At 44.7% G+C, this 24028-nt stretch carries 20 protein-coding genes; 12 read left to right on the top strand and 8 right to left on the bottom strand.

The window, feature by feature from the left end:
• Positions 1-6 precede the first annotated feature (6 nt).
• The 4 genes from HW988_RS14810 to HW988_RS14795 form a co-directional block, all read right to left on the bottom strand.
• Positions 7-1143, bottom strand: a complete 1137-nt coding sequence (locus HW988_RS14810; protein WP_181604981.1) for an efflux RND transporter periplasmic adaptor subunit — start codon at positions 1141-1143, stop codon at positions 7-9.
• 21 nt (positions 1144-1164) lie between these two features.
• Positions 1165-2838 carry a bifunctional aspartate transaminase/aspartate 4-decarboxylase gene (locus HW988_RS14805; RefSeq protein WP_181604980.1) on the bottom strand — a complete coding sequence of 558 codons (1674 nt, stop codon included), beginning with the start codon at positions 2836-2838 and terminating at the stop codon, positions 1165-1167.
• 25 nt (positions 2839-2863) lie between these two features.
• Positions 2864-4561, bottom strand: a complete 1698-nt coding sequence (gene aspT / locus HW988_RS14800) for an aspartate-alanine antiporter (protein WP_181604979.1) — start codon at positions 4559-4561, stop codon at positions 2864-2866.
• A 244-nt stretch (positions 4562-4805) separates the two neighbouring features.
• Positions 4806-6473 carry a response regulator gene (locus HW988_RS14795; protein WP_255490040.1) on the bottom strand — a complete coding sequence of 556 codons (1668 nt, stop codon included), beginning with the start codon at positions 6471-6473 and terminating at the stop codon, positions 4806-4808.
• Positions 6474-6768: 295 nt separating this feature from the next.
• Here HW988_RS14795 and HW988_RS14790 point away from each other — a divergent pair, with 295 nt between their 5' ends.
• Together HW988_RS14790 and HW988_RS14785 are read left to right on the top strand one after the other, a co-directional pair.
• Positions 6769-6915, top strand: a complete 147-nt coding sequence (locus HW988_RS14790; RefSeq protein ID WP_181604978.1) for a hypothetical protein — start codon at positions 6769-6771, stop codon at positions 6913-6915.
• A 2-nt stretch (positions 6916-6917) separates the two neighbouring features.
• The gene (locus tag HW988_RS14785; protein ID WP_181604977.1) at positions 6918-7934 is read left to right on the top strand and encodes a hypothetical protein; all 1017 of its coding nucleotides are present in this window, start codon (positions 6918-6920) and stop codon (positions 7932-7934) included.
• A gap of 41 nt (positions 7935-7975) precedes the next feature.
• On the opposite strand, the gene HW988_RS14780 is transcribed toward HW988_RS14785, so the two are convergent.
• A complete protein-coding gene (locus HW988_RS14780) occupies positions 7976-9208 on the bottom strand; it encodes a sigma-54 dependent transcriptional regulator (RefSeq protein WP_181604976.1) in 1233 nt (410 codons plus the stop codon).
• Between the two features lie 43 nt (positions 9209-9251).
• On the opposite strand from HW988_RS14780, the gene HW988_RS14775 reads away from it, so the two are divergent.
• The 3 genes from HW988_RS14775 to HW988_RS14765 are packed head-to-tail and all read left to right on the top strand — an operon-like array spanning position 9252 to position 13097.
• Positions 9252-10391 carry a hypothetical protein gene (locus HW988_RS14775; protein ID WP_181604975.1) on the top strand — a complete coding sequence of 380 codons (1140 nt, stop codon included), beginning with the start codon at positions 9252-9254 and terminating at the stop codon, positions 10389-10391.
• Positions 10391-12115: a HAMP domain-containing sensor histidine kinase gene (locus tag HW988_RS14770; protein ID WP_181604974.1), complete on the top strand. Its 1725-nt coding sequence runs from the start codon at positions 10391-10393 to the stop codon at positions 12113-12115. The genes HW988_RS14775 and HW988_RS14770 overlap by 1 nt, the downstream gene beginning before the upstream one ends.
• Positions 12090-13097, top strand: coding sequence for a hypothetical protein (locus HW988_RS14765; RefSeq protein WP_181604973.1), 1008 nt, complete (start codon positions 12090-12092; stop codon positions 13095-13097). The genes HW988_RS14770 and HW988_RS14765 overlap by 26 nt, the downstream gene beginning before the upstream one ends.
• Positions 13098-13100: 3 nt before the next feature.
• Here HW988_RS14765 and HW988_RS14760 read toward each other — a convergent pair whose 3' ends face one another.
• On the bottom strand, positions 13101-14450 hold the full coding sequence (locus tag HW988_RS14760) for a sigma-54 dependent transcriptional regulator (RefSeq protein WP_181604972.1): 1350 nt from the start codon (positions 14448-14450) through the stop codon (positions 13101-13103).
• Positions 14451-14630: 180 nt separating this feature from the next.
• Here HW988_RS14760 and HW988_RS14755 point away from each other — a divergent pair, with 180 nt between their 5' ends.
• A complete protein-coding gene (locus HW988_RS14755) occupies positions 14631-15413 on the top strand; it encodes a trypsin-like serine protease (RefSeq protein ID WP_181604971.1) in 783 nt (260 codons plus the stop codon).
• Positions 15414-15422: 9 nt separating this feature from the next.
• Here HW988_RS14755 and HW988_RS14750 read toward each other — a convergent pair whose 3' ends face one another.
• Both HW988_RS14750 and HW988_RS14745 read right to left on the bottom strand, forming a co-directional pair.
• A complete protein-coding gene (locus tag HW988_RS14750; RefSeq protein ID WP_181604970.1) occupies positions 15423-16469 on the bottom strand; it encodes a cytochrome-c peroxidase in 1047 nt (348 codons plus the stop codon).
• Positions 16470-16670: 201 nt separating this feature from the next.
• Positions 16671-17966, bottom strand: a complete 1296-nt coding sequence (locus HW988_RS14745) for an AarF/ABC1/UbiB kinase family protein (protein WP_220128754.1) — start codon at positions 17964-17966, stop codon at positions 16671-16673.
• Positions 17967-18048: 82 nt separating this feature from the next.
• Here HW988_RS14745 and HW988_RS14740 point away from each other — a divergent pair, with 82 nt between their 5' ends.
• The 6 genes from HW988_RS14740 to HW988_RS14715 all read left to right on the top strand — a co-directional run bounded on the left by HW988_RS14740 (position 18049) and on the right by HW988_RS14715 (position 24017).
• The gene (locus HW988_RS14740; protein ID WP_181604968.1) at positions 18049-18471 is read left to right on the top strand and encodes a thiol-disulfide oxidoreductase DCC family protein; all 423 of its coding nucleotides are present in this window, start codon (positions 18049-18051) and stop codon (positions 18469-18471) included.
• Between the two features lie 11 nt (positions 18472-18482).
• Positions 18483-18788, top strand: a complete 306-nt coding sequence (locus tag HW988_RS14735) for a TIGR03643 family protein (protein ID WP_181604967.1) — start codon at positions 18483-18485, stop codon at positions 18786-18788.
• A 14-nt stretch (positions 18789-18802) separates the two neighbouring features.
• Positions 18803-19573 (top strand): 2-oxo acid dehydrogenase subunit E2, encoded by a 771-nt coding sequence (locus tag HW988_RS14730; protein ID WP_181604966.1) that lies wholly within the window; start codon positions 18803-18805, stop codon positions 19571-19573.
• 125 nt (positions 19574-19698) lie between these two features.
• Complete coding sequence (locus tag HW988_RS14725; protein WP_181604965.1) at positions 19699-20622, top strand: MerR family transcriptional regulator; 924 nt, start codon at positions 19699-19701, stop codon at positions 20620-20622.
• A gap of 50 nt (positions 20623-20672) precedes the next feature.
• The gene (locus tag HW988_RS14720) at positions 20673-22163 is read left to right on the top strand and encodes a methyl-accepting chemotaxis protein (RefSeq protein ID WP_255490039.1); all 1491 of its coding nucleotides are present in this window, start codon (positions 20673-20675) and stop codon (positions 22161-22163) included.
• Between the two features lie 45 nt (positions 22164-22208).
• Entirely contained in the window at positions 22209-24017 is a 1809-nt protein-coding gene (locus HW988_RS14715) for a methyl-accepting chemotaxis protein (RefSeq protein ID WP_220128753.1), read from the top strand.
• Positions 24018-24028: the final 11 nt, after the last annotated feature.

The raw sequence follows: 24028 nt of genomic DNA, 5'->3' as shown, positions 1-24028 counted from the left end.
ATCCTTTTATTTTTTGGCGATAGAAGTGCCGCTGACGACCTTTACAGTTTGACCGTTGCGAATTTTGGATGCGCCCTCGACAACAATCAGTTCGCCACCGCGCAGTCCCCGGTTCACGACCACGTCATTGATGATTTCTTCGCCAAGTTCCACGGAAATTTGGCGTGCCACACTGTTTTCTGTGATGGAAAAAATGATCGGCCCATTTTGAGTTTGGACTATTGATTTCAAGGGAACGGTGATCACCTTACGAAGCATAAAGCCTTTGACGTAAACGCTGACAAATTGTCCGGGCCGAAGAACGGCGTCTTTGTTGGCTATGCTGGCGCGGGCTTTAACGGTGCCGGTTGAGGTGTCCACGATTTGATCGTTGAAATTCATAAAGCCAATTTGGGGATAAAGTTCCCCGTCGCCCATGCGCACTTGGACTTCGATTTTATCCAGACTGTCCGGTCTGATAAGTTTGCCTTTAGCCGCAAGTCGGCGCAGTTCCAAAAGCTCGTTATCAGTGTAACTGAAATTCACATAAGCTGGATCGGTTTGGGAAATAGTCGTTAGCAAGGAGTTTTCAGAGTTGGCGACGATCAGACTTCCCTCGGCCACGGTTTCTTTACTGGTGTATCCGTCGATGGGTGCCGTGACGGTGGTATAGCCCAGATTGATCTGGGCTTGTTCCATGTTGGCTGTGGCAGCATCCAAGGCGGATTTCGCGGCATTGTAAACTGCGACGGCGTCATCACGATCTTTTTGACTGACGGCATTTTCTTTATACAAAGGAATAATTCGATTCATGCTTTGACGGGCATTGGTCAAGCGGGCCTTTTGAATGGCAACTTCACCCTTGGCCTGATTCAGTGCCGCCGTGTAGGGGGCAGGATCTATCTTAAAGAGCAGGCTCCCGGCTTTTACTTTATCACCCTCTGTATAATATCGTTTCAGCAAAATTCCACCCACTCGGGCTCGCACTTGAATGTCTCTGATACCAGAAATCTGTCCTACGAACTCTTTGGTAATAGGAATATCTCTTACTGAGGTTTTAACAGCCGTTACTTCAGGCACCAGCTGCTGAGCTTTTGGTGTCTCTTTTTTGGAACACGCTGCTATTGAAAGCAATAAACATCCTGTCATTACTTTTAAGCGCATAACTACCCCTTTATAACATTTCTAAGTACTTTTCTTTTTTCTCGTGGGACGAAGGTGTTTCGTATGTTGCCATTCGTCCACGTAAGCCTCTGCCACTTCGGCAAGTTGTTTGCCGATACGGCCGTAAGCAGAATCATCCAGATTCGCAAGTGACACACGCAACGACCACTCGGGGCCCCCGAATCCGCCACCAGGCATAAGAACAATGGAAGTCTGTTGTGCCAATCTGAATAGAATATCCACGGGTTCATAGTTTTCGACCAAGAACTTGGTAAATTCTTTTCCATATTTCAGATCGGCCCAGACCATCAGATCCAATTCACAGTAATATCCAGAGCGCATTGGATTTTCTGGAAGTGGAATTCCCAAACCTTCAAACAGCGAATGGATGCGGCGTTGGACAATGTCTTGGGTCAGAGTCTTATATTTATTTTCCGTATCCATCAGAGAGGATAGTGAAAATAACGTCATTTGGATTTGCTGGGGTAATGACAAACCGGCGGTATGATTTAAAGCCACCTGTCTGCTGTCTGCCACCATACGGTCAATGAATTTCAAATTATCAGGTTTCAACGTGATCGTACCATAGCGATGGTTCAGGTTTTTTCTTTGTGTGGCTGGCAGTTTACCGATCATCGTGTCGAAAATATTGTTTTCATGAATCGCAATCACGCCCAGACGCCATCCCGTGCAACCAAAGTATTTCGAATAGGAATATACCCCGATCGTGTTCTGTGGAAGATCTGCCATGATAGAGCGGAATCCAGGAACGAAGGTTCCGTAAACGTCATCAGTGATGATGATGAGATCAGGTCGTTTGGTTTTAACGATCTTGACGATCATCTTCATGATTTTAGATGAAACCGCGGTGGAGGGAGGATTGCTTGGATTCACTAAAAAAAACGCTTTGATTTTGGGATCTAATAATTTTTTAATCTGATTTTCGCTGTACTGCCATGTATGCAATCCCGATACCTTATCCATTTCATCGGCCTCGATACGCGTGACTTTAAATTTATATCGATCCAAAGTCGGCATTTCGATATAGGGAGTGAAGGTTGGGGTGCCCAAGGCAATATGATCACCTTTTTTTAAGAGCCCGTTGGTGACCAGTGAATCAAAGATATAGCACATCGCCGCAGTACCACCCTCGACGGCGAAGATGTCAAAGCTTCCCCGGGGAGGATGATTGCCACACATTTCCTGGTCTAAATAGGCTTGAACGATTCTTTCATTGTGCTTAAGAATACGGTCAGGAACCGGATAGTTGTCTCCAATGATGCCATCGACAAGTTCGTGCACAAAGGCATCAGCATTGAATTTGTAATTGTCGACGACAAAGTCGACGGCTTTACTTAGAAAATCCGCTCCCAACGCTTTGTTGTTGCGAGCGAGAAACGTTTCCAGTCGTTTTGCGATTCCAACTTTGTGGGGCATACCACCCAAGCCTTGTTCATTCCAGACACGTTTGCTTTCAGTTAAAGCAAATTGACCTAACAAGAAAAAGGCCTCGCGGGGATCGGTCGCAATCCAATTTGGATTACCACGACCTGCGTTTAGCATCGCCATCGTGCTGGTTTTTGAATTTTCTGATGCAAGTTCGATCAAAGCATCTTTCAACTCAAAGGGACTGAGTTGTTGTAGCTTTTTTTGCATTGCTCTAGATACCTTCATTTTAACGGACTTTACGGACATGTGGACTCTCCTTCAGTTAATTTAATTAAAGCAACATGAAAACAATGACTGCACCCCAGATGGTTTTCAGAGTGTTCGCGACGGCATATGTGACCGTGTAACCAAGAATTGGAACTTTGCTTTTTCCGGCTTCTTGAATTGCACCAATCGCGGCAGTGGTTGTCATACTTCCAGCGCAGGCACCAAAAAGAATCGCTGGATCGAATTTGAAAATATATTTACCGACGTAAACTGAGAATAGGGCGGTAAGTATTGTGACGGCGATACCAGCAAGGAACAGACTAATACCCACGGCTTTGATACCTGCGATGAAGCCTGGTCCAGAGACCAATCCTACGATCGCCACGAATGCTCCCAAACCAACAGAGTCAAAAACCCAAAGCCCCGCCGCAGGAATTTGTCCAAAGGTAGGGCGAGTGGCGCGCCAGTATGACATCAAAAGACCAGCAATCAAAGCACCTCCACTGGTGCTAAGGCTGATAGGAATTTTTCCTACGTTAAAGGAAAGCAGACCGATCAATCCCCCAAGCAAAACACCCAACCCGATGAAAACCATATCTGACATCACTGTTGGGCGCTGTGGAGTGCCGATTTCTTTTGCGACCCTTTCGACATCTTCCAGTTTTCCAACCAAAGTCACGACGTCACCGGCATTCAGCGCCAGACTCTCGTGCAGAGGTAATTCGTGCTCGATACGAGTAATTTTTCTGACGAAAACATTCTTTCTAAAGTCTTGGCCTTTATCGCGAATGATGTCGGCCGCGGTTTTACCAAAATAGGCCTTGTTCGTTATAACGACATCCAGCATCTCAAGTTTGAAATCCAAAAGTTCCTGGTCATCGATTTCTTCACCGATTTCATTCTCATGCTCAACCAGATGTTTGCGATTTCCCGAAACGGCGACGACGTCTCCAGGAACGATAATGACATTGCCGTTGGGATCCAGGATGGTTCCTTCATGACGAATGCGCGTGACAAAGACCGGAGTTTTCTGACCTCCGAATGATGCTTCGAGTTCGGAGACCTTTTTGTTTGCGAAGGCCTTTCCAGTAACTTTATAAGTGCGCACGACATTGTTAAGGCGCGCTGACAAAACACCGGGCTCGTCGACTTTCTGCCCCATCTTTTGTTCATAGTCTTTGCATACTTTTACTAAGTCCACTTTCAACAGTTTCGGACCAAGACTTGAATAAACCCACGCAAAACCGATGGTACCGAAGATATAGCTGACTGCGTACGCAATAGGAATCGAGTTGTTGTATTGAGCTTTCGCCTCGGCGGCAAGATTGGGGAGACCATTGATGGTGTCTTGAGCGACACCGATGACAGCTGACTGGGTTAAAGCTCCGGCCAGAAGCCCGGCTGAATATCCCAGATCGAAGCCCATAAATTTTGCCACACCGAAGGCAATCAATAAACCGCCCACGCAAACAATAGATGCAAAGATGGCCTGGGGCAGTCCATCCGTTTTAAGGCCTTGTACAAATTGAGGGCCGACTTTGTATCCCACAGCGAAAAGGAACAACATGAAAAAGATCGCTTTGGTATCTGGCCCGATTTGAATTCCCAATTGACCAATGATCACACCCGCAATCAAAGTCCCGGTAACTGAACCCAATTGAAAATATCCAATTTTAAGTTTCCCAAAGAGATAACCCAAACCTAATGTTAGGAAGAATGCCAACTCAGGATGCACTTTGAGCTGAGTGAATAACCAATTCATGAGGCCCCCAGTATTTAGTAATGTCTTGAATGAATGTAAGGTTAATGCAGAATTTTTCGGCTGGTTATTGTCGGGCGTAGTGATTGCAAACAAACAGGTTGCTGGTTAGCAGTTGATTTGCCTGAGATGTACTTAGTTTTATTCTTAATCAAAAATAGGCACGAAGGTCTGTGCCAGTCGTGTTGTTGCAAAACAGGCAGCAGTAGTGGACTTAAACTTGTTCACTAGTCATCGGATCGCACATTTAACGACCGTGATTTAGAAACGACTGCAGAGTCTTCAGAAGCATTTTTGAATTAATTGGTTTTGTCAGATGCTCCGCAAACCCCGCAGCCAGTGTGCGATCACGGTCTTCTTTCATTGCATGCGCAGTGAGTGCCACCACGGGACCTTGGAAGCCATGTTTGCGGAGTTCTGTCAGTGTGCTGAAGCCATCAAGTCCTGGCATTTGAATGTCCATCAAGATCAGATCGTAATGATGGTTTGCGGTCTCATTTAGAGCTTCCTCGCCACTTGGAACCACGTTCACTTCAAGATTGGCTCCATGTAAAACAGTGCTGATAAGTTCGCGATTGTCAGGAGAATCATCGACTGCGAGTACCCGGAAACCTTTTAGATCGACGGGAACATTTAAACAGTCTGTTTCTGCTGTAGCTACTTGAGAAGTTTGACTCGCAATATCGGCCCGGAATGTAAATTCAAAGGTGCTGCCTTTATTCTCTTCGCAGTTTGCAATTCTGACATCGCCTCCTAAGGCGGAGGCAAGATTTTTGGAAAGAGCTAAACCCAGTCCTGTTCCACCGAAGCGACGGGTCGAAGTGACATCCGCCTGTGTGAAAGGTTGAAACAAACGCTCGGCCTGCTCCGGAGTCATGCCGATGCCAGTGTCTTCTATAGTGAATGTGATTTTTTGCTCTGTTCCGTTTTCTTGCTCGGCCCGAGCAGAAACTTTGACAAATCCCTCTGTCGTAAATTTAACTGCGTTTCCGATAAGGTTGACCAGAACCTGACGAACACGAATGGCGTCGGTCAATACGATCAAATCGTCGATCCCAGCTAAATCAAAATTCAAATCGATACTTTTTGACGAGGCTTGATCAGTAAACATGGCTCGAACTTCTTGGGCCAGATTTTTCAAATTCACCGACGACATTTCAGTCGCGAATTTACCAGCCTCGATTTTTGAAAGATCCAGGATGTCATCGATAATACGGGTGAGTGTTGAACCATTACGAAGAATGACATCCAGGTACTTTTCTCGTTCTGCTGGTTCCATATCATCCTGACTTCCCAGAATTTCTGAAAAACCAAGAATCACGCCCAGGGGAGTGCGAATTTCATGGGACATGTTTGCCAAGAATGCTGACTTTGCACGGCTGGCATGCTCGGCGGCCTCTTTCGCCGAACGAAGAGCGGCGTGAGTTCTTAATACCGAAGTTGTGGTATCCAGAATTGTGCATAACATGCCCGAAATTTTCCCATCGGCATTAAACAGCGGAGAATTTCCATAGGTATAATAGTTCTCTTGGGGGCGACCATCGACCACGATGTCGAACTGGACATCGGATTCGAGGACAACTCCGCCAGCTTCAACTTTGCTGGCGATGGCATCAACTTGATCCCAAACTTCAGGCCATACGCTACGGAGAGGTGAGCCCAGGGCCCAGGGATGACGATGTTTTAAAATGGGAGTGTAAGCATCGTTGTAAAATACGCGGCGTTCGGGGCCCCAGGTGCAATACATGCCAACGGGACAATTAAAAACGATTCTTAAAGAGTTGATTAAACCGAAATCCCAGTTTTCGATGGGGCCTAATTCAGTTTGTGACCAATTGAAATTCAAAGTGGCCTGAACCATTTGACTGGTCGAAGCGAGCTTCCCGAATGGATTGACCTGTTTTTCAAATGCCACGATTCAGTTCTACTTGAGGCACATGACATTTAGAAGTCTTTTTTAGGTCGACACCGTTGCTAACAAAGTGAAACGCGGCCGCTTGTATCCCAACAGCCTGGACTCCACAAATGTCGTATCAACTTGAGACGGTGCTAAGTTTTCAACCGCTTAGAATTCAGCAGTTGCTGGAAATTCAGCGCATTCTTTACCTCCCATCGCATACTTACGAATGAAAAATCTTGGCCTTCTGTTCGCAATACTCCTTAAGCATGAAGCGAGTTTGAATCGCTCATCAATTATCCAAGGAGGATTTATGAAGAAGGTACTTAGCATATTGGCAATCACGATTGCCATGGCCTGCGCAGCATGCGCACCGGTAGCAGAAGATGATGGAAGCACAACAACAGATCAAGTGTTTCCGAACAGCCTTAAATTTGTAACACCAGCAGGAGTACAATAGTCATGAAAGACTTAATTAAAAAACTAGCAGTTCTTGGTATCGCATCAGTAATTAGTAACGCCGCTTACTCAGCAGCTCCGTCCGTAGAAAACTATCGCGGCGTGGTTCGCGCAGTATTGGCAAAGTTTGACCGTGACTATTCGAGCTTGAACCCGCAAGGGCAGCCGGATCCGGGTGCAGTGATGATCGTTGAGAAATTTTTGTCGGTCTTCAATGCCTTGAAAATCACAGGCCCAGGTGAGCATCATATCTTCCTGACGGAAGCGTCACCAATGGCAGGTTGTTTTCAAGCCGCTCAGGATTGTCAGGAATTGAAGATTTTGATCCGAAACAGTACTCATCAGGGCGATTCTACTTTGTTCGGTTCAGTGAATGCCTTCAGTTATGACATTATCGTGTGGTCGAATACGGGTAATGGTTTCGAGAGATTTTTGCTTGGTCACTATACGCCTGTACTTGGTACAGCTGGTAAAGCGAACCTGACTGTGATCTCTTGTAGTGGTTGCTCGACGGTGGGTCACTCAAAAATCGAATGGGATGGTACGGGAGTATTCTATCATCTACGCTCGACGATGTATGACACGCACATTGAAAACTCGAATGTTGATTCAGGTATTCAAGTGGATTCTGTGTACTCGCCACTAACTGGTCAGATGAAGATTGCGATCTCTGGTAAGAATGTGTGTGACGCGAATGCGATTGGTGACTCGATCTGTTCCTTGGGACCAAATTCCCGCACGACAGGGTACGCAGCGATCCTTCATGCGAACTCGATCACAGGTAACGTCTATCTGCAAGGTGTGCAAGGAGCGAATAACAGTACCGTTGTGCCGACACAAGATCCAATGTGTCTGTACGCTGATGGTACGGAAGATGTGTCGGGAGCTGTTTGTCAAAACGATGCGATCGATAACTTCAACGGTATTACTCCATACTCTGCGAATGATGCTCCAGTATCCTTCGTGGCTGCAGGAAGCCCTTGGCCGATGGCAGAAATTACAGACACTCCTACTTTCTAATAAGCAGGAGAGAAAAAGAGGGAGTCAGAAGACTCCCTCTTTTAGTTTTCGGTAACGGATTTAAAATCACTCCATGCAAGAACCGATTGTTGGCTGCTTAAAACAGCAGTCTCAATCAAAGCCTCAAGCTCACGATAATTCCCTGGAAAGGATCGTTTGGAAAGCTCTTCAATCACTTGTGGATGAACACTTTGTATTTGCTTGCCATAGAAATGACCCAGGCGTTTGGCTTCCGCCAGCACCAGGATCGGCAAGTCTTCTTTGCGAGTGCGTAGGGGAGGAACGACAATCACGTTGTCACTCATAAACTCCCACAGATCCCAGCGGAATTTATTCTTACGAACGCGCATCTCGATTTCTTTTTCGTGAGCCGTACCAATGATACGCACGTCAGCTTCGTAAAAATGAGTGCCGCCGGAGCGTTGGGTTTTTTTTTGATTGAAAACACGGGAGAGCATTCCCTGGCAACGTTTTTCGATATGATCGATATCCGATAAAATCATGCTTCCGAAATGAGCTTTCTCGACCAGGCCGGGTGCCCCGCGAAGGCGTACACCATCTTGGACCCGTTCTTCAATGCCAAAAAGTTGCGGCTCATGAAACTCACCGGGAACCATCGAGCAATTGAATTGGATTAAACTGTTCGAACTCCATGGACTGTTATAATGGAGAATCTGAGCAATCTCACTTAATTGGCTTCCCGGTTCACCTAATATGAGAACCGGAGTGCGAACTTTTAAATAAAGTTTAATACTTTTTTGTAGTTCCTGAACCTGAGGACTTGTACCCAACATACTCGCTAAATGATAGCGAACGTCGAGGTTTTCTTTTAAAGCTCGGTTTTCGGCAGACAGTCTTTGGTTTTCTTTGCGCAGGTGACGCTTTTCTAAAATCTTATTAACCAGGATTTCCAGGGTGCCTAATTCAACTGGTTTCAACAGGTAATCTTCGGCACCTTCTTTCATGGCACTTACTGCCGTTTCAATACTACCAAAGGCGGTCATCATCACCACCGAAACAGTAGGATCTTCTTTTTTTACCTGATGAAGAAGATCAAGACCGGTATCGCCAGGCATATTTAGATCCGTCAGAATTAAATCGACATTGGATCTGCGAACAGCGTCGATGGCTTGTGCAACATTCGAAGCCACAATAGTCCTGTAACCAAAACTATGTAGCGCCAAACTTAAACTGTCGCGGATGCGAAGTTCATCATCCACGATCAAAATCAACTCTCGACTTTCGCCTGTTACATTTCCGGAGATTGTGCTCATTGTTAAAATCTAGCATAATGAAAAACATCGGAGTACATAATTTATGCGCAAACTCGTTTCCTTCCTCTTTGTAGGTCTGGAGATTTTTTCGGCCATTTTTTTAGCCAGCTTTTTATCCTCTTGTGAAAAGAAATCCCCAACAACTGCCGACGTCGCTCCTATGACAGCCGCGATTCCTTTGTCCTCAGCAACTCCCAGTGCAACGGCATCTGTCACACCAGAACCTCTGCCAGCTTTGGCCAATCTTGTGACCTACAAAAATCAGGTCAGCTATCGCCGTGCTCAAGAGCTCGGTTGGAATGACATTCAAAAGGAATTGCCGTTTTATCGCCAGGACGCAGTTCACACCTTGGGTGATTCTCAGGCCTTGATTCGTTACGTGTCGGGCAGTGAAGTGGCAATGAAAGAAAATACTTATCTGATCATCGATGAAGCATCTCAAGACAGTCCCAGCATAGACCGTGCCGTCATGCGTGCGGGTAAAGTCGAAGGTGAAACTTCCGGAGAAATGTGGATTTTGACGTCGTCGGCTTTGATTAAAGTTCGTGCGGCCAAGAAGACACAAAAAGCAAAAGTCAAAATTCAAATTCAAGAGAAGAAGTCTTTGGACGTGGAGTTGAAATCCGGTACTGGGGAGATCTTGGTGGCCCAAGCTGATAAAGGCCATGACAGTAAAACCCCCGTCGCCGCGCGCGCCGTGGAACTGCAAGCCAATAAAAATGTTTCTATTCCAATCAAGCAAACAGCATCTGATGATTTTGGCTATAAGGCAGAGTCAACAGACTGGCTGGAAACAGTGAAGGTCATCAAAGAAGCTATTAAAGCAACTCCTTCGCCATCAATCGCACCAATTGCAAAAGAAACTCCGACTCCAGCTCCGACAGTGGCAGCAACCGTTACTCCCACACCGACACCGGTGGCTGAAGGTGAGCCAGCGCTTAATATCGAATCTCCTGCAAATAAATCCCGCGTGACGGATGAGATCGTGAAATTAACGGGTACAGTCAGTCCGGCGGGATCGACAGTGATTTTTAATGGTCACACATGCCCTGTGGGTGAAGACTTGCGATTTACTTGTGAAGTTCCTCTATCAATAGGCTTTAACTTCTTCATCGTTCAGATGACAACTCCAAATGGAAAATCCATTTTCCAAAAATGGATGCTAACAAGGACAGCAAGATAATGTTGCTTCATCTACGTAGTAAAATTATCGCTTTGGTTCTTTTTGCGGTTTTGCTTTCAGTGGCGGGAACAGTCTTTTTTACGACCATGAATTTCCTGGAAGATAAAAGAAACTATATCACGGACGTAAACTCCGTTGCTTCCGCTCATGCGGCAAAGCTTTTAAGTCAGATTTTACAAAACTACCGCAAAGAGTTTGAGCATTTAAATGACCTTCTTCCTCGTGGTGACCGCGCTATTACGGAGCGTTTGGATCAAATACAAGGACTTGAACAAATCCGCATCTATGATCTGAGAGGTTCCTTGCTATTAAGTGCGGGCCGCGCAAGTAAAACCGATGACGTAAGTTGGATCGAAAAAGACGTCGAAGTATTTAAGGTAAAGCAAAAATCCCTTTTCAAAACACCTTCCGACAAGTCCTTCCTGTTCGTTAGTCAAATTGACGATCATATTTATGCGGCAACCTTTGCTAATGGCAGTTTGCTTTCGGGGTTCAATCTGGCGAGCGCCTTGAATGCATCTTTGATGAACAGTGACGGAGAAGTTTTAGTCGAAAACAAGGAAACTCCGGTTTGGGCAGATTCAGCCATTAAATCTTTTGCCGCGGAATTTTTTACGACGCACAGAAATCAACAGGTCTGGGCGCAAATTCTAAGTTTGCAACAAGGCCCCCGCGTACTGGTCGCAATGAGCCCTTTGGAAGGACTTAACCAAGTGGGTGTTATGGTTGCTGTGCCAGATGCAGAATCAGCCCATCTGGCTTCGCAAATCACCCGAAACTCTTTGCCATTTGTGGTGGGGATTTTGATTGTGGTGGGAGTTTTGGCTTTGCTGTTTTCGTTGCGTTTAACTCGTTCCCTGGAGGCTCTGACCAAGGCGACGTCGCTTATTTCTGGGGGTAATTGGGATGTGCAATTTAGCTATCGTTCACGGGACGAAGTGGGCCAACTGGGAAAAGCTTTTAGAAAAATGGGTAAAGAACTGAAAGTTCGTGAAGAGGACCTCAGAAAAGCCCATAACAATCTGCTACGCTCTGAGAAGCTTGCATCCCTCGGTCAATTCAGTGCCGGTGTCGCCCATGAAATCAAAAATCCTTTAACTTCAATTTTAACATACGCCCAATTGATCGAGAGAAAACTTGGTGTGGAAAAGGAAAACCCGAACTCTCCTGGTCAGTTTGCAAAGTATATTGTCGAAGAAACTTTGCGCGCGAATCGCATCGTGACAGAGCTTTTGACTTTTGCTCGTCAAAAGGCTCCGACTTTAACTTCTCAAAATGTAATCGCTTTGACGGAAAATACTTTGGCGTTGCTTTCTCCCCAACTGGAAACTGCAGGTGTGAAGCTGCATCGTAACTATGATGCGCAAAGTACAATCAATGCTGCGGTGGATGCCGATCAGATCCGTCAGGTCATGAGTAATTTGGTCATGAATGCCTCCCAAGCTATGGAAGAGCAACCTGCTGATAGAAAAAATATCACAGTCAGTCTTACACAAGAGGGCAGCGAGTTGGTGATAAAAGTCGCTGACACCGGCCCTGGAATTTCACCAGAAAACCTTGGGAAAATATTCGAGCCCTTCTTTTCAACCAAAGCGACGGGCAAAGGCACGGGCTTGGGCCTTTCAATGGTTCACGGTATTATTCAACAACACCACGGACAGATTTCTGTTAATTCGAATCTCGGAGAGGGTGCGGAATTTGAAATTCGTTTGCCACTGGCTTAGTGCTATTTTTGCGACGGTCATTGCGACGCAAGCTTGGGCAGGGGTTAAAAACCTTTATCCAGGTCCTGTTTTGATTTCTGGAACCTTGAAGCCTCTGACATTGGCAGTAAACGGCCAAAAGGTTCTGACTTCCGATCAAGAAGACATTTTGATTTACATCAATGGCCAGGAAGTGATTTCTGAAAAGCGCGATGCACATCTTTCAATTTTTTATAAAACCACCGAAGACCACTTGGAAATTAGAAGTTCACAGAAAAAAATCCTGATCGAAATGAATTTGCCGTCGTTAAAGAAACTGAAAAGCAAAGACAATAAATTCACCGCCACGGTCTTTCCAGAACAAGCTATATTAAAAGTGGATGACGAAGTTATCGACGCAGACGGCAAGGATCGGGTAATCTCCACTGTCAGCGACGAGAAAAGCCCCTGGTTTTCTGATGACCACGCCCTGACGGTGATCGATCCCTTAAGTAAAGTGGAGCGGGTCTATCTGGCGGAGGTTAGCTACGATATTCCTTCTCAAGGATTGCAAAGGTTCGGTTTTGATTTTTCGGGTTCACCGATTTCGGCCATTGGGCTCGGGGTGGGAACAGGATTTTTCTATGATCGCATTTTCAAAAATCATTTCTTAATCGGAGGCCGAGTCGCCCTGCCTTGGCCAAAGAGTGGATTCTATGTCCCCGACAACGGCTACATTTTGCAAGTACGACTGGGCTATCAATTTTTCAGAAAATCAAATGCGGCTAAATCACCCGTATGGTTCGAGGCAGGTGTGGGATATCAATACATCACCTGGAAAGAGGGAGTCATGGGGAGCCCAGATCCTCAGACCATGCATGCAGCCGAACCCATATTCTTTGTGCATACGATTCCGTTAGTTTTCAAAGGTATTCAATTTGGTTTCACAATTCAAACGGGCCCCAGAGCCGCTGACTCGATTCCGAATGATGTGAACACTCTGATGGCCATTTACGAATGGTAAGTCTTAAGCCGCAAATTTTTTAAGCTTGTATTGCAGAGTACCGCGGGAGATTTTCAAAATCGCGGCTGCTTGAGTTTGATTGCCATGGGCCTTCGCCATCGCGTTTTCGATAAGCTTTCTTTCCAAATGTTCCAAGCTTTCATCAAGACCACGAGAGTCGTCAGTAACAGCGGGTAAAGTAATCACGTTAGCTGGCATGGAGCCGGAAATTTCTGGCGGCAACAAAGAGGTGGGTACGAATCCTTGACGAGGTCCAAGGACTGCCAGGCGCTCCAGGATGTTTTGCAGTTCACGGATGTTCCCCGGGAATGAATAAGCACAAAGAACGGCCACTAAATCGTCAGGCAGCTGAGCCTTCGAATTCGAGTTCATGCGGGCCTTTTGCCAGAAGAACTCAATCATCTCTGGAAGATCTTCTTTGCGCTCTGCCAATGTCGACAGATTAAAATTCAAAACATTCAAACGGAAAAACAAATCTTCGCGGAAGCGACCATCGTGAGTCATCGCTTTTAAATCACGGTGAGTAGCGGCGATCACGCGAACTTCAGATTTAATAGTCTTCACACCACCCAGGCGGGTGAACTCTTTTTCCTGAAGCACACGTAACAGTTTTGCCTGCAATGACAAAGGCAACTCGCCAATTTCGTCTAAGAACAAAGTACCACCACGGGCTAATTCGAATTTCCCAGATTTTGACGAAACGGCGCCCGTGAAGGCTCCCTTTTCATGACCAAAGAGTTCTGATTCGATCAGGTTTTCATTTAAGCTTGCACAGTTGATACCCACAAATGGCATATCTGCACGCGAACTCAATTCGTGAATGGATTTCGCCATCACTTCCTTACCCGTACCACTTGGTCCTAACAACAGCACTGGAGCTGGAGCATCAGCAACCTTATCAATGAAGGCTTTCGCATTGTGCACGCTTTGGGAATTTCCCAAAAGACGCGTGTGATTTTTCTGATTGTCTTTTTCAACGGATAAACGCGCGCGCCATTTGCGCATATCTAAAACACGTTGCACACGATGTTCAAACTCAGGGATCTCAATGGGTTTTAGGAAATAGTCTTCGGCACCCAATTGAATAGCTTGCACCGCTTGGTTCACATCACCGAAAGCCGTCATCATCATGAACGAAGTTTCGGGGGAAACATCTTTGCCTTTTTTGATGAATTCAAGTCCGGTCATACCGGGCATTTGATGGTCGGTGATGACCAGATCAAAACTGCTTTTCTTCAATAGCTCCAACGCTGCAGTACCGCTTTCGCAAGTTTGCACCTGATAAGTCCCTGAAAGGACCGCCGCTAATGAATTTCGAAGATGAACTTCGTCATCTACAATAAGGATCTGCATAGCAGTCTTTTCGTCATTTTTTGAGGACTACTAAACGTTCGGGAACTGGACTTTGGGACGTTTGTTGGGGGATTTCAGGAGGTTCGTGGTCGGGGTTTCCGTAGCCTTGCCGAATTGAAAGTTCTGCTGTCCTGTCTGTTCTTCTTTGTATCTGGAATCGTCTGCTGCTAGAAGAACTGCATGAAGCTTTTATTGGTGCTTATATTTCAAATTCCCGCGATGGCTTTGGCCATTATCGGTGGCACAGTGATTAATGACGGTTCTTATCGTCAAACGGTTGCTTTGGCATACAAGGCGCAGGACAGCGATTCCGTTTCTAAAAGTTATTGCAGTGGAACATTGATTGGTCCGCGTGTGGTGATAACGGCTGCGCACTGTATCTCTTTAGGTGCTAAAGGTTTCAATATTGCGCCTGAGCAGTTTATTTATAAAACCTGGATTTATGTGGGAGATTCTCCCGCAACTTCAGAGATCCCATTCCTAAAAGCTCAGTTCCGCGTGGCATCTGCCATTTTCTATCCGCCCAGTGATTCTATATACAGTGACATTGTGATGCTGGTGTTAAACGAAGACGTGGATCTTCAAAAGTTTCAAATCACTCCCGCACCTTTAGCCGTGGTGAAATCATCCATGATTGGTCGAGATCTAATTCACGTCGGCTATGGCATGATTGAAAACAATGGACCCAAAGGAACCAAGTCATTCTTCTCTTTGCCGATGCGAGGTTTCAATCCTTACAACGGAATGGAAGTGGGCGAGTTCAAAAATCGCGGGCCGGGCGCTTGTCACGGTGATTCCGGCGGCAGTGCTTATATGCGCGATGAAGATGGTATTTTAAAATTCATCGGGGTCGAAAATTCAATTTCAGGCTTCGTTTGCGGAGTGGGAGCAACCTACTTTGTTCCCATCACCGAAGAAAATCTGCAATGGATCAAATCCGTTGGTCTCCCGCTTTTTAATTAAGTTCTCCCTCTAGGGGACCTCCTGTCCCGCATGGGGCTCTGAAGACAAAGTCGGAGCTTCGCGGAAGTTTTTTGGAAGTTCTCCCTTAAGACTTTCCAAGAATGCTTTTATCGAGCTTACCTGATCATCAGTAAGATCTTTGTTCAGTTGCAACTTTCCCATCCAGCGAATCGCGGTCTCTAGGTCTTTTGCAGAAGCATCGTGGAAGTAGGGCGCTGATTCAGTGATATTGCGAAGCGAAGGTACTTTGAAAACATAAAGATCTTCATCTTTCTTGCTCACATCTTGGCGTCCCTTGTCGGGATCCTTAGACTTGGTGAGGTTCCAATAGTCTTGGTAAACACCAAACTTTTGCATACTTCGGCCTCCAACAGCTGTGCCATTGTGGCAAGAGGCGCAACCCACAGTGATAAATTCTTTCAAACCTTTTCGAGCTTGTGTCGAGATGGCCTTAATATCGCCTTCCAAAAATTGATCAAAGGGGGCTCTTGTGGTCAGTGACCTTTGATAACTTCCTAGCGCCACAGCTGCATTTTCGAGGGTCAGGGGATTTTCTGAATTAGGAAACGCTTTTTTAAAAAGAGGTAAGTAGCCAGCCAGTTCAAATCTTTTTAAAGCCTCAGCGGTAGAGGAATTGCCGAAGCTCAAGGGAGTGGTGAAAGAACGCAAAGCTTGATCTTCTATGCTCGTGCGATCATTGCGCCAATGAACAATTTCCTGATACTTGAGATTTAATATAGACTGAGCGTTGCGTGCTCCTTTGTTGTTATTAAAGCCGGCAGATTGAGCAAGTCGGTCTGTGCTGTAGTACTGCGGCTGGTGACAGCGCACACAAGACGTGCTGCCATCTTTAGACAGGCGATAGTCAAAAAAGATTTTTCTGCCGAGCTCAATTTGCTCGCCCGAAATCTTATCTGGTGCTGCTTTTTTGGCAGGAATGATGCCAAAAAGGGCTTTTGCAGTTTTCGATAGTTCCTTGTCGGTGGAAGATGAGCTTGCCTTTGCATTAAAACAAAAAATCAAAACACTCGAAAAAATGACCGATGATACTTTCATCTAACACCTTTCAGTTTTTGAGAAAAAACTTTTTAGAAGCTATTTTCAAACATTAAACTTAGAGACGTATTCCCGGCGGTATTCGAAAATCTGCGTAATTTCTTTTTTAACAAAGTAGTTAGCGATCAACCAACCAAAATACCCAAATGGTAGTCTATATCGAACTCGATCAGTCATCAAGGTGCCACCATAAAATGACATTCATACGCGCCTCATTATGATTTGTTCCCAGTATTCATGCAGATCCAGCTCGACTTCGAGCTTTCTTAAAGCAGCAAATATTCCCCCTAGCTTTCTGTGCAAGAATATTAATTTATGAGGAGGTGGGGAAAATTTGAGACTTTGCATCAGTTGTCGCGAAAGCCGAGAGTTGTTTTTTAAGAAGTCATCATCTTTAAAACTAAATTTGCCACCTTTTTGGTTGTGAAAAAAGGGACTCATGCCAAGCTTCATCAGTTCAACAAACACAAGTTTTGCATCTTGTGTTTCTCGAGGATCCAATAATTCAAAATCAATGGCCTTTTGAACGATCGTCTCTGCCGACGAATTTTGAATCGACTTCAGAAGTTCAATATAGCTTTTTCTAAATTCAGGTGGATATTCCTTAGAGGCTCCGAAATCCAGTGCAACAATTTCAAGTTTTGGATTTTCGCGGATTAGAAAGTTTCCTGGATTAGGATCGGTTTGCACAAAACCCCATACAAAGAATTCCATGATATAAAGTTCGAGCATCGATTTGGCGATAAGCTCACGTTTTTCCTTGGGGGGAGCCGTATCAATCCATTCTTTTAGCGTGAGGCCTGACTCGTAACTAAGACATAGAATTTTTTTAGTACTGAGATGAGTCAGTGGTGTCGGGGCATTTACTTCGGCGTACTTCCAATCATGAGATGCGAAGAGTTTATTGAAATTGGCAAGTGCTCGGGCTTCATTGAGGTAGTTTACTTCTTGAAGCAGCACCTCTTCGATTTCAGCAAACAAATAATCGAGATTCATATTTCTGCCTGTCATTAAGCAAAGAGCAGAAATTATTTTTTTTAAAGTTCTGATGTCGTTTTCGATGGATTGTTCTAAATAAGGATATTGAGCTTTGATAACGATCGGATTGTTTGCAACTTTCGCTTTATAAACCTGCCCCATGCTGGCTGCTGCAAAGGGTTTGTACTGAATTTCACGCAGCTCCAAAAGTTGCGCTTCTGTGAGTTCTGCTTTGAGTGTTTGCGCTAAGTCGAGTTCGGGGCTTTCCCACACTTGATGTTGCAGTTGCGACAGAATTTGGATCGCTTCCGGTGGAAAATAGTCATCAAGGTCGAGGCTTAAAAGCTGCCCCGCCTTCATCGCGGCTCCACGTAGATTCCCAAGGCTTTCGGTAAGAATCTTGGCCTGTTCTATTCTGGATTGAATGTCACCTGACGTGAGTTCTTTAAAGCCAATCTTCGTTGCCATTTTGGTAAGCTCAAGCGTCCGTTTAATACGGCTGCTAAAGATGGATCCCATTGTAAGCTCCCGTCAGGTTGAGGCTAGTAAGCATTGACATTCAATTTGGTTCATACTACTATGAACCAAATGGGAGATCAAGATGCAAAAGACAAAAGATATGTCTCATTCTGGAATCACGGTCTATTACGATGGTCTCTGTCAATTGTGTTCACGGGAAATTGAGCACTATAAAAAGATGGACGGGGCTAGCAATATCTCGTTTGTCGACATCACCTCCCCAGGATTTGATGCCACGGCGGAAGGCTTAGATCCCCATAAGATCCACCAAAGTCTTCATGTTAGAGATACCAACGGGCAGATCCATATCGGCGTTGACGCATTTATAATGATTTGGTCTCAGTTAAATATTTTGAAAAAAATTGTTCCTTTAGCTTCCTTTGGACCCGTCAAAAAGACCCTAGAGGCGGGGTATTTCTTGTTTGCAAAAGTTCGTCCTTTGCTTCCACGTAAAGAATGTTCCGACAGTCCTTACTGTGAAGTGCAGTTTGATCAAAAAAGATAAAGGCTTGAGATATGGGAATATCAAAAGCACTCAAAGAAAAATTTTCTGGTTTCTCTGAAGACGATCGCTCCAGACTTGTAAGAATGGGTTGGGAAGATCGAACAACTTTTGATGTGATTGAAGCTCAGTTCGGTCTTTCTCCAAATGAATTTGTTCAATTCATGAGGTCAGCCTTGGCGAAAGATGTTTTTAATCGTTGGCGACGAAGAGTATATCAACAGGGACATCTTAAGAACGAAAAAACAAGAGGCTTCAAAGTTACTCGTTTTAAGTGTTCACGACAATCCATTGATGGAGTCACCAAGGGCTGGAAGTAAACGGGGAGGTCTTGGTGAAATTTATTAAGGTCAACGACATCTCGATTTTCAGGAAAGTAGCACTTTCTCTTTGGGGAGGTGGCGGAGATCCCTCTGTGTATGGATTTCTGGAGGTAGATGTCACGCATCTCAAACTCTTATCCTCTCCCACCTCATTGGTGATTAAGGGTTTGAGTGAGGTTATGAAAAACCACAAAGAACTTAATTTTGTGATGCGATTCGGAAGGTTATATCATCGCAAGAGCATAAATATTTCTGTTATGGTGAATATTCCTGAGGAAGGAAGACACGATCTTTCTTTCGCGACTCTTCGGGATGTTGATCGGATGAGTGTAACCGAGATCGAAGAACAATTATCGAAGAATGCTGGGCAAATTCGTCGCAGAGAAGATCCTCATTTGGGTTTTGCGTTAAGACTGATTCATAAGTTGCCTCATTTTTTCACGAAAAGCTTTTTGCGTGTCTTCGGCTTTTTAGTTCATGACCTTAATTTGGATTTATCTTTTGCTCGGTTGCCGAAAGATCCTTTTGGTTCAGTGATCGTAACTAATGTGGGTTCTTTGGGAATTAAGAAAGCTTTAGTTCCTTTGGTTCCTTTGACTCGGGCAGGTCTGTTGATTTCAATCGGACAAGTCTGCAAAGAACCCATCGTGGTGAAAGATAAAATCGAAATTCGGGAAATTATGCACCTTGGAGTTACCTTCGATCACCGCTTCTTTGATGGCGCGCAAGCGGCAAAAATGATTCGTGATTTTGAGGCCTTTCTAAAACCAGATAAAATGTGAGTCGGCCTTTCGTCTAGTTTTGATACTAGTTCATCTAGAAACGACTAATAATCACAATGTTTGATTAAAAAAAAAATCGTCAAAGGTATCATGAGTTAATCAAACCATCCGATAAGGTGATTAGTATGGTAACTCCCGATGCGCTTTTAGATATCGATCAAGTCAATCAACTCACGGGGCTTTCTCAGGCGACTCTTCGCAATTGGGAAAGACGTTATGGCTTTCCCAGACCTCAACGTTCTCAGGGGGGGCATCGGCTTTATGATGTTGGTGAGGTAAAAAGAATACGTGAAGTGGCGAGCCTCTATAAAAATGGAATTAAAATAGTGGATGCCATTGAACAAGTTCTCAATGGCATAGCAACAGTTCGTGGCAACTCAGAGCCAGCATCATTTCCCACATCTTCTGTTTTGTTGGAAACTTTGAATGAGGGACTGGCTCAAGTTTTAAAGGCTCTTTATAGATACGATATGGATTTTGCAGAACAACAGCTCTCTCGTCTTGGTATGCGCCTGAGTGAGACAGACTTGCTGGAAATGGTTTACCCAAAACTTCTTATGCAAGTCGGTGATGATTGGGAAAATTCGCGGATCAATATTGCTCAGGAGCATTTTAGTTGGAATTTTCTTAGGACTCGTCTGCTGAACTACTTTAAAACTAACCGAAGTGGTACAGGGCAACCAAAAGTTTTGTTGGCAACACCATCTGGAGAGTTGCATGAGGGAGGTTTGATTGTTCTTGCTGCCTATCTGATGTTGAAGGGATGGAGTGTCTACTATCTTGGCGTGAATTTGCCTATAGAAGATTTGCTTCATGCTTATGTCAACATTGAACCAGATATTGTCTGTTTATCCGCTATTGATTCTACGAATATTCAAAAAAATTGGACTGATCTTGAAAAGATCAAGGCCGTTGCAGTGGGGGGGCCGTGTCTTGCGCAATTGAGATCACAGGAACTTCCTCATTCAAAAAATATTTTCTTTGTAGATGGAAGTCTTCATTCGGCGGTTTCTCAGATGGACCTGCTGATACAACAGTTTAAAACCTAAATGTAAAATCTTAATTAAGTTACGAATTTCTACTCTTTAAGGAGCGTTCAATGGAATCAAATTTTAGTTTAAAAGCAAGACTTTTGTTTCTGGGCGCGTTTATGTCTGTTATTCCAGTCGTCGTTGGTGGTTTTACATTTTATGGAATGAAGGAGGTCGCCAATAGCTATGAGAAAGTTACAGATGGTGTCCTTCCAAATATCGAATCAGCAGATCAGATGTACTTGAATTTTCGAGGTGTCCGAATCAATTTGCGCAGTCTCGGGTTATCGGGATTAAGCAAAGAGCAAGCTGATGAATTCATTAAGGACGTCGAGATAAATATTGCCGATTACGAAAAGCATAAGCAAGAGTACCTCAACGGAAATTTCAAACCCGGTGAAAAGCAACTTTACGAGAAGGTCGATGCCGCATGGGGGTCTTTCAAATCTCTCGGAAGAAAAGCTATTCAATATTATCGTTCAGGTTCGCCCGACGATCATTCTAAAATGGTTCAGATCTTTCTTCATGACTGCCCCGAGTTGGCGAAAGTCTACGATGAAGCAATGACTAACTTGGTGGCGTTTCAAAGAAGCAGTGGCCTTCAGTATGTTAAAGAGGCACAAGCTACCACAGGGCGCACTGATGTGGCGATGGTAGTTATTATAGCTATTGGAGTATTGGCGGGACTTACCACCAGTACTCTTTTTGCATTTTATCTATCAAAATCTATCGCCGCGGTTTCTTCAGATCTCGCGGATGGCACAAATCACGTGACAGACGTCGCAGAGCAGATTGCTCAATCATCCCAGTCTCTATCTCAGTCCGCTTTGCTGCAGACTTCGTCTCTTGAAGAGACAGTCGCTACAATGGAGCAGTTGACGGCTATGGTTCGCGTGAATACTGACAATGCGAAGCAAGCAGCTTCTTTGGCTTCTTCAACTAGAGAGACTGCGATTAAGGGCGAAAAAGAAATTCTAACTTTAATTCAATCTATCCAGAGCATCTCATCTGATTCTAAAAAGATCGCGGAAATCACTTCTGTCATTGATGACATTGCATTTCAAACGAATCTTTTGGCCCTGAATGCCGCGGTCGAAGCTGCTCGTGCTGGCGAACAAGGAAAAGGATTTGCAGTTGTTGCAGAAGCTGTGCGCAACTTGGCACATCGAAGTGCAGAGTCGGCAAAAAATATCGCGTCTTTAATTGATGATAGCGTGCAAAAGATAGAGATTGGAAGCAAGCAGGCCAACCAAGGTGGCGAGGTCTTGGCTGAAATCGTAAGTGCCGTAAAAAAAGTCGCGGATATCAATGTTGAGATTGCTACAGCCAGTGAGGAGCAGGCCAATGGCATCGCACAAATTGGTAAGGCGATGAATCAATTAGATCAAATTACTCAACAAAATGTTGCAGCGTCGGAAGAGGCTGCGGCTTCAGCTAATCAACTTTCGTCGCAATCAGAATCTTTGATGGGAAATGTGTTGGTCCTAAATAGAGTCGTGGCTGGCAATTCGCCAAAAAGGCAGTCCAATCCAAAATCTTTAATTCTTCGAGGCGCCTAATTGCAAATCAGTTGCTTGAAAGGCAAATTTTCTGGAGAGAAAAACGTGAAAAATTGGTCTTTAAATAAAAAAATATTGCTGGGTTCTTTGGTGATGCTGGTCATTGTGCTTATGTCACTTGCATACACGGGCTTCTCTATAAATAGATCTGTTCGCGCAGAGCTCGGTTATCAGCGTGAGCTCATCTCAAAGGGTGTTCGGGGTCAACTGGCACAAATGCGCGACTCTGCCCCAGTCTATGCAGCGGTCGTGCAGGGAGCTCTTGAGCGGCTGCAAACACTTGTTGTATCCAAAGGTCCCATCAGTATCAATACGGTAAAAAATATTGAAATCATCAACGGTGAGAAAGTACCTAGTCTTGAGGTCAACGGGAATGAGCTTAGTAAGAACTTTGTGGCGACAGACAAGGTCAAAGAGGAATTTGGTAGTACCGCGACCATCTTTGTCAGGAGAGGGGCTGACTTTATTAGAATTTCTACTAACGTAGTTCAGGAGGACGGCAGTCGGGCCGTGGGCACTAAGCTTTCTATCCAAGGGCCAGCTTACAGTGCATTGATTAAAGGTCAGTCGTACTTTGGGCAGAGTCAAATTCTCAACAAGCCCTATTTTACTGGTTATAAGCCTATTTTTTCACAGGATAAAGAGGTTATTGGAGCCTGGTATTCGGGTTACATTTTGAAGTCGTTGGTTGCTACTGTCGACTTTGTGGAGCACTCACAAATTTTGCAAAAAGGCTTTTTTGTTTTGTATAAAAATGAAGATGGTGCCATTCGGATGATTTCAAAGAGAGATGATAAGGAATTGAATAGCGAGATTTATTTGGGCTGGCTTCAGAACAACAATATTTCGGAATTAAACTTAGAAAGCTGGAATTATAGGAAGTCTGAGGAAACTGACGGATATATACTTGTTTCTGCTATTTATGAGCCGGATGTAACTGCGAAAGTCATTTCAAGCACTTTGACTGCCTCCGGCTCCTTGGCGTTTGTGATACTCGCACTTTTGTTGATTTCAGTAGTGTTTGCTAGGAAATTGGAGCGTACTTTGAGCGCTGTCGCCGCAGATGCGGAAAGAGTTGGGGTTACGGTGACGACGACTGCTGGTCAGATGACTTCTACGGGGACACATTTATCAGAGGGCGCTATCCAAGCAGCAGCTTCTATCGAAGAGTCCGTGGCATCTTTGGAAGAGTTAGTCAGCATGGTTAGTCGGAACGCTCAAAGCGCCCAAAGTGCTAATAAATTGACAGCGGAGGCTAGTGCGTTGACATCAAAAGGAAGTGGGCAGATAGGTGGGCTGATGGCCGCCATGGTTGAAATTGAGCAGTCATCTAAAAAAATGTCAGAAATTATTAGCGTGATTGATGACATCGCATTTCAAACCAATCTTTTGTCGTTAAATGCTTCTGTGGAAGCAGCTCGAGCTGGAGAGCATGGTAAAGGCTTTGCGGTCGTAGCTGATGCCGTCCGCAGTTTGGCTCATAAAAGTGCTGAGTCTGCTGGGAATATAAGTAAAATCATTAGTGAAATTGTTAAAAAAATATCTGATGGAAATAGAATTGCTGAAAGCAATGCAAAATCATTTGGTGAAATCACCCAGGCCATTAAAGAGTTGAATGTTATCGTTGGTGAAATCGCGAAAGCAAGTGACGAGCAGAGTTTAGGTCTTAAGCAGATCAGCATAGCAATGAACCAGTTTGATCAGACAACTCAGAATAATGCATCCGCAGCCGAGGAGGCAGCTCAAGCCTCTCAGGATCTATCAAAAAATGCAGAAGAGCTTTCAAGGGTTGTGTCGGATTTAAAAATTCTTATTAAAGGATCTGGATATGAGGGATCTGAAATGGTGATTTAGCAATTTGAAGA

Source organism: Bdellovibrio sp. KM01 (genome assembly GCF_013752535.1).
GTDB lineage: Bacteria > Bdellovibrionota > Bdellovibrionia > Bdellovibrionales > Bdellovibrionaceae > Bdellovibrio.
The sequence above is the reverse complement of the archived record's forward strand: the minus strand, read 5'-3'. Positions and strand labels throughout refer to the sequence as shown.

Excerpts from the sequence above, each read along its gene's own strand:
- HW988_RS14735 (WP_181604967.1), top strand. The coding sequence starts at position 18,483 with ATGGGAATATCAAAAGCACTCAAAGAAAAATTTTCTGGTTTCTCTGAA.
- HW988_RS14755 (WP_181604971.1), top strand. The coding sequence starts at position 14,631 with ATGAAGCTTTTATTGGTGCTTATATTTCAAATTCCCGCGATGGCTTTG.
- HW988_RS14805 (WP_181604980.1), bottom strand. The coding sequence starts at position 2,838 with ATGTCCGTAAAGTCCGTTAAAATGAAGGTATCTAGAGCAATGCAAAAA.
- HW988_RS14750 (WP_181604970.1), bottom strand. The coding sequence starts at position 16,469 with ATGAAAGTATCATCGGTCATTTTTTCGAGTGTTTTGATTTTTTGTTTT.
- HW988_RS14790 (WP_181604978.1), top strand. The coding sequence starts at position 6,769 with ATGAAGAAGGTACTTAGCATATTGGCAATCACGATTGCCATGGCCTGC.
- HW988_RS14775 (WP_181604975.1), top strand. The coding sequence starts at position 9,252 with ATGCGCAAACTCGTTTCCTTCCTCTTTGTAGGTCTGGAGATTTTTTCG.
- HW988_RS14745 (WP_220128754.1), bottom strand. The coding sequence starts at position 17,966 with ATGGGATCCATCTTTAGCAGCCGTATTAAACGGACGCTTGAGCTTACC.
- HW988_RS14720 (WP_255490039.1), top strand. The coding sequence starts at position 20,673 with ATGGAATCAAATTTTAGTTTAAAAGCAAGACTTTTGTTTCTGGGCGCG.
- HW988_RS14760 (WP_181604972.1), bottom strand. The coding sequence starts at position 14,450 with ATGCAGATCCTTATTGTAGATGACGAAGTTCATCTTCGAAATTCATTA.
- HW988_RS14810 (WP_181604981.1), bottom strand. The coding sequence starts at position 1,143 with ATGCGCTTAAAAGTAATGACAGGATGTTTATTGCTTTCAATAGCAGCG.
- HW988_RS14740 (WP_181604968.1), top strand. The coding sequence starts at position 18,049 with ATGCAAAAGACAAAAGATATGTCTCATTCTGGAATCACGGTCTATTAC.
- HW988_RS14785 (WP_181604977.1), top strand. The coding sequence starts at position 6,918 with ATGAAAGACTTAATTAAAAAACTAGCAGTTCTTGGTATCGCATCAGTA.
- aspT (WP_181604979.1), bottom strand. The coding sequence starts at position 4,561 with ATGAATTGGTTATTCACTCAGCTCAAAGTGCATCCTGAGTTGGCATTC.
- HW988_RS14770 (WP_181604974.1), top strand. The coding sequence starts at position 10,391 with ATGTTGCTTCATCTACGTAGTAAAATTATCGCTTTGGTTCTTTTTGCG.
- HW988_RS14780 (WP_181604976.1), bottom strand. The coding sequence starts at position 9,208 with ATGAGCACAATCTCCGGAAATGTAACAGGCGAAAGTCGAGAGTTGATT.
- HW988_RS14725 (WP_181604965.1), top strand. The coding sequence starts at position 19,699 with ATGGTAACTCCCGATGCGCTTTTAGATATCGATCAAGTCAATCAACTC.